A 5,036-nucleotide genomic window follows, 5' to 3' on the forward strand; every position below is an offset into this window, starting at 1 on the left:
CTTGACAGGGCCTTCGACGTAGCGCTGCGTCCCATGCCCCTTCGATTCCTTCCGGACGAGAAAACCGTCGAGCGAACGTCCTGTTTCCGCAGCGGCGACAAGCACACCTCCGACGATCGGGTCGGCGCCGATGGTCATCCCCCCGATCGCAGAAAATTCAATCCCGTCGAGCAGTTCCAGCAAACCCTGGCTGACAAGCCGCAGACCGGTTGAGTGCAGCGAAATCTGCTTTCCGTCGAGATAATAGGTCGATTTTTTACCCGAGGCCAAAGTGAAATCGCCAAACTTCAAAGCTCGTTCATGAAACAGGTCAATTAACTTCTGACGGTCGCTCATCAAGATTTCCTGACATTAAATGGTTGCCGATAGACGGTTTTATCCTACTGGGACGACAGCCGACGAAAAAGCCTCATGCACGACCAGCGCTTCGTAAACCGCAATTTCGGAGACTGAAGCCGGTCCTCATGCTATCCGGCAAAGGTAATCGGGACTGTTGCGTCGGATACAATCGTCTGCCACTCGCATTCGTCGTAACTCCCTGGTCGCCTGAAGCGTTCCCGAGCCCGATCGTTCGAGAATAACGGTGAGCACAGCGGCCCCAGATCGCTGGATTGCGAACTTCGGTCTTCACCAATTCGCCCCGCCAACGGGCCGATGATAATTGTGAATTCCGATCCGTCGTTGTCTAATCAGTTCCGCTCATCCACTCGCAGTTCTCCGCGTGCCTGACGTTCCGATTCGGTTCGAATCCTCTCTACTCATTTGTTGCTTGTATCGGGTATCCGCAATCGCAATCGGATCAGGCTTGACCCTCCCTGTATCATCTGCAAAACTGAGTTTCATGAAAAACGAATCCAAAAAATCCTCAGCTTCACGGCGGGCGATCTCGAATAACGAAGAGACCACAGTCTACAACGCACCGGCTGTCGACAAAGCTCTGGATGTGCTGGAACTGCTGGGGGATTCTTCGCGCGGGATGAGCCTGACGGGGATTGCTGACGCACTGGGACGAAGCAAGCAGGAACTGTTTCGGGTGCTGGTGTGTCTGCAGGAGCGGGGGTATCTGGTTCGGGACAGCGGTCAGATTTACCGTTTGTCGACCAAGCTGTTTGAACTCGGTTCCCAGCACGCATCGACGCAGATGCTCGTTGCCCACGCGATGCCCCACATGGAACGGCTGGCCCGGCAACTGCGCGAATCATGTCACCTCAACATCGTGGTTCAGAACCGGATGCTTGTCGTCGCCCGTGCGGAGGGAGACTCCGACGTCATGCTGGCCGTGCGAATTGGTGCCACCTTTGAACTGCATCGGCGAATCAGTGGCCTGGTCGCATTGGCGATGCTTCCGGACCATCGACGAAAAGATTACTGGAAGCAGTCGGGTGAGACCGCAAGCAGAATCAAAATGTATGAAGCCCACATGGCCGAGATTCGCAAGCGGGGCTATTCATACGAAGACAGTCCCATCGTGGTGGGTGTCCGTGACTGTGCCATCGCGGTGATGGGTGGCGGATCGAATCTGCTGGGGGTGCTTTGCGTATCGCACCTTTGTCGCCGTGACGAGCCGGTCGAGCAATCAGCGCTCGTTGAAGCGGCCGTGCAATGTGCACGGGACATCTCGTCCGAATTTGGTCCGGTTCCCGAATCGGACAATACGTCGCCAAGTCCTGGTGGCAGCCGTTGACGACCGGATCAGATCGTTCGAGCCACGTGATCCGCGCTCTTTAATTGATCGAAAAATCCCACCCGCCTGAAACAAGTTGAGCAGCGTATCCCATGTCGACCGATACAGTGATCCCTCCGCGACCGGCCTTCTGGAAATGGGGCATCACAGGACTCCTGCTGCTGGCAACCACCATTAACTATATGGATCGGGTGGCGCTGGCCAGCGCCTCTGTCCGGGTGACGACAGAACTGGGACTCAGCGATGTCCAGTATGGAAACCTGGAATTAGCCTTTGGCTGGGCTTTTGCCATCGGATCACTGACATTTGGTTTTCTTGCCGATCGGTGCAGTGTTTATTGGCTCTACCCTGCGGTCTTAGCCTCATGGTCACTCATGGGGATGGCCACGGGGTGGTCTAACGGGTTCACTGAACTGCTCGTCTGCCGCGCTCTCCTGGGCTTCTTCGAGGCCGGTCACTGGCCTTGCGCGCTGAAAACAACGTTCGCGTTGCTCGACGAAAAAGAGCGAACGATGGGAAACAGCATTTTACAGAGCGGAGCGTCGATCGGGGCAATCATTACTCCGCAGATCATGAAACTTCTCATTACCGAAGAATCAGGATCCTGGCGGTCGACCTTTGTCGCCGTAGGTGCCACTGGATTTGTGTGGGTCCTCGCCTGGTTTCTCGCACTTCGATCCCGCGATCTGGCACAGAACACCGCCGCTAAAGCCGATACAAACGCCCCGACGCTCTTTACCATCCTTCGCAGCGGCCGACTTTGGGCCGTTGCCATTCTTGTGATTGGAATGCAGATTGTCTGGCACACGTACCGTGTCTGGCTGATGAAATTCCTGCAGATTGGCCGAGGATATGAAGAAAGTGTCGCTCTGGATTTTAACTCACTTTACTTCCTCGCCACGGACGTCGGCTGCATTCTGGCAGGAGTGGGTTCGCTCTGGCTGGTCCGCCGTTGGGGCAGTACGCCCCACAACGCACGGCGAACCGTTTTTGCCTGCTCCTGCGCCCTGACTTCGACCAGTCTCTTTCTTCCATGGCTGGGTCAAGGCTGGCCATTACTGGGGACACTGCTACTAATTGGGGCAGGAGCACTGGCGATGGCCCCGTGCTATTATAGTTTTGTCCAGGAGCTTTCCGTGTCGCATGTCGGCAGGATGACGGGCTTGCTGGGCCTGTGGGTCTGGGCGGTAACGTCCCCGATGCACAGCCTGTTCGGGATGCTCGCTGACATCTCCAAGAGCTATGACATGGTTCTTGTGGTGGCCGGCGTCGCACCGTGGATTGGCGTACTTTCAATGAAGTTTCTGTGGAATCGTGATTCGGTTGATACTATCCAGGTGAGTGCGTGACTATGCAGAATCAACTTCCCGCATCCCGTGCCCGGTGGTCAGTTCTGATCATCTGGTCGCTTTTCGGATCGCTGACGCCGTTCTCTCTAAGCCATGCGGTAGAGCCATCTGCGGCGGATCTGGAATTTTTCGAGAAGAGCGTTCGTCCGCTGCTCGTCCAGCATTGCTACGAATGCCATTCCGGTGCCAAGGCGAGCGGAGGGCTCAGTCTGGATACCCGCGACGGCGTTATGAGAGGGGGAGATTCCGGCACGGCGCTCGTCGTCGGGGACCCTGACAAAAGCCTGATTATCGAGGCCGTCCGTTACAAGAACTCGGACTTCCAGATGCCCCCCAAGAACCGGCTCACCGATGCCGAGATTGAAATTCTCGAGAAATGGGTCACCCGCGGCGCGGTGGATCCCCGTGAAGCAAAGGAAGCCGAGGGAGCCCCCAAACCGGTCGGAATGAGCATCGAAGAAGGGCGGGAATTCTGGTCGTTCCGCCCTGTAGCCAATCCGCCACTTCCCGAAGTGAAACAAAAAGACTGGGTAAAGACGCCAATCGATGCCTTCCTGCTCGCGAAGCTGGAGTTAAATGGTCTGAAACCCGCTCCGATGGCGGACAAGGCGACGTTGATTCGCCGCGTAACCTTCGACCTGACCGGACTTCCCCCCACTCCTGAAGAGATCAAGGCGTTCCTCGCAGACGAATCACCAGACGCGTTCAAGAACGTTTATGAGCGTCTGCTGGCGTCGCCAGGATACGGAGTCCGCTGGGGCCGACACTGGCTCGACGTCGCCCGCTACGCTGATTCCAACGGGCTGGACGAAAACCTCGCTTACGGTACGGCGTGGCGATACCGCGACTATGTCGTCAATGCGTTCAATAAGGACAAACCCTTCGATCGGTTCCTGATCGAACAGCTCGCCGGAGACCTGCTGCCCGAAGCCAATCAGGAGACGAGAACCGCAACCGGGTTCCTGGCCCTGGGTGCGAAGGTTCTGGCGGAGCCTGACCGTGATAAGCTGGATATGGATACGATCGATGAACAACTCGATTCGACCAGCAAGACCTTCCTGGGGATGACTTTCGGTTGCGTCCGCTGCCATGACCACAAGTTTGACCCGATCAAACAGACCGACTACTACGCGCTCGCCGCAATCTTCAAAAGCACACGGACGTTCGCAAATACCAACTACGGAGCGATCAAACACTGGTACGAACATTCCTTCGCCACGGAAGAAGAACTTAACAAATTGAAGGAAGTCGATAAGCAGATTGCTGAAAAGCAGGCTGCGGCGGCGAACTTCCGCAGTCAGGCGACCGAGAAACTCCGTCTGGCAGCCCGTTCCAAAGCGACCGACTACCTGGTGGCCGCGGCACGCTTCAGCCCCGATTCGTCACTGGTCGAAGTGGAAGCATTCGCCCAGCCGTACGGACTGCATCCACGGATCCTGCATCATTGCCGATTGCACCTGGACCGGCACCGGGATGATCCTCTGTTCAGCGCCTGGCATCCACTTGCTGAAGCGGGTGATATTGCCGGTATCGATCAGCATTTCCGCCCCCTGTTGGAGGGAGTAGAACCGGCACTCGCTGAAGCACGCAAGGCGAATCCTTCTGCCTCGACGCTCGAGGACCCCAAGCTGGAACAGGCGAGGGCTGCTCTGTATGACGCCTCCGGATTCCTCGCCGTTCCACCCAAGCCCGAATTCGCATTCGATGCCGCGACGCTGGCCGAATACGACAGGTTAGCCACCGAAGCACGCATTTTCGAAAGCCAGTCACCGGATGCCGCATCGGCCATGGGGGTGGCGGATGGTCCGGTTCAGACAGAAATCCCGATTCATATTCGCGGCAGCCATCGCAATCTTGGAAAGCCCGTCTCGCGCGAGTTTCCCGAGGTCATGAGAACTTCGACCGTTCGCCCGGTTCTCAAGGTTACGCAGAGTGGACGAATGGAACTGGCACAGTGGATGGCAAGTACCGAACACCCACTGACCGCACGCGTCTTTGTAAAT

At 56.9% G+C, this 5,036-nt stretch carries 4 protein-coding genes; 3 read left to right on the forward strand and 1 reads right to left on the reverse strand.

What is annotated here, in order from left to right:
* Positions 1-336, reverse strand: a 336-nt coding sequence (locus VGE80_RS15990; protein WP_440593364.1) for an orotate phosphoribosyltransferase, incomplete at its 3' end; no start/stop codon positions are given.
* A gap of 505 nt (positions 337-841) precedes the next feature.
* Here VGE80_RS15990 and VGE80_RS15995 point away from each other — a divergent pair.
* The 3 genes from VGE80_RS15995 to VGE80_RS16005 form a co-directional block, all read left to right on the forward strand.
* Positions 842-1,684: an IclR family transcriptional regulator gene (locus VGE80_RS15995; RefSeq protein WP_440593365.1), complete on the forward strand. Its 843-nt coding sequence runs from the start codon at positions 842-844 to the stop codon at positions 1,682-1,684.
* Positions 1,685-1,776: 92 nt separating this feature from the next.
* Positions 1,777-3,033 (forward strand): MFS transporter, encoded by a 1,257-nt coding sequence (locus VGE80_RS16000; RefSeq protein WP_397569627.1) that lies wholly within the window; start codon positions 1,777-1,779, stop codon positions 3,031-3,033.
* A gap of 2 nt (positions 3,034-3,035) precedes the next feature.
* A partial coding sequence (locus VGE80_RS16005) for a DUF1549 domain-containing protein (protein WP_440593366.1) occupies positions 3,036-5,036 on the forward strand: 2,001 nt, incomplete at its 3' end.

The organism is Schlesneria sp. (assembly GCF_036405755.1).
Taxonomy (GTDB): domain Bacteria; phylum Planctomycetota; class Planctomycetia; order Planctomycetales; family Planctomycetaceae; genus Schlesneria; species Schlesneria sphaerica.

Excerpts from the sequence above, each read along its gene's own strand:
- VGE80_RS15995 (WP_440593365.1), top strand. The coding sequence starts at position 842 with ATGAAAAACGAATCCAAAAAATCCTCAGCTTCACGGCGGGCGATCTCG.
- VGE80_RS16000 (WP_397569627.1), top strand. The coding sequence starts at position 1,777 with ATGTCGACCGATACAGTGATCCCTCCGCGACCGGCCTTCTGGAAATGG.